This window comes from Streptococcus sp. WM07 (genome assembly GCF_004570525.1).
Taxonomy (GTDB): domain Bacteria; phylum Bacillota; class Bacilli; order Lactobacillales; family Streptococcaceae; genus Streptococcus.
Window position 1 is genome coordinate 1 of the sequence record NZ_SPPZ01000151.1, and the last position, 540, is coordinate 540.

Sequence of the window (540 nt, forward strand, 5' to 3'; positions counted from 1 at the left end):
ATCTAACAGACGAAGAGAAAGCAGCAGCTAAGGCTCAAGTTGATGCAGAAGCAGAAAAAGCCAAAGCTGCAGTAGATGCAGCAACAACAAATGCAGGAGTTGAAGAAGCTAAGACTGCAGGTGTTGACACTGTTAAAGCTATTAACCCAGCTGCAGTTGCTAAGCCTGAAGCGAAGAAAGCCGTCGATGAAGCCGCTCAAGCCAAGAAGGATGAAATTGACGCTCGCTCTGATCTAACAGACGAAGAGAAAGCAGCAGCTAAGGCTCAAGTTGATGCAGAAGCAGAAAAAGCCAAAGCTGCAGTAGATGCAGCAACAACAAATGCAGGAGTTGAAGAAGCTAAGACTGCAGGTGTTGACACTGTTAAAGCTATTAACCCAGCTGCAGTTGCTAAGCCTGAAGCGAAGAAAGCTGTCGATGAAGCCGCTCAAGCCAAGAAGGATGAAATTGACGCTCGCTCTGATCTAACAGACGAAGAGAAAGCAGCAGCTAAGGCTCAAGTTGATGCAGAAGCAGAAAAAGCCAAAGCTGCAGTAGATG

Annotated in this window: 1 protein-coding gene; it reads left to right on the top strand. The window is 46.7% G+C overall.

The features are described 5' to 3' along the window. Positions 1-540, top strand: a 540-nt coding sequence (locus tag E4T71_RS08800; protein ID WP_135038957.1) for a DUF1542 domain-containing protein, incomplete at both ends; no start/stop codon positions are given.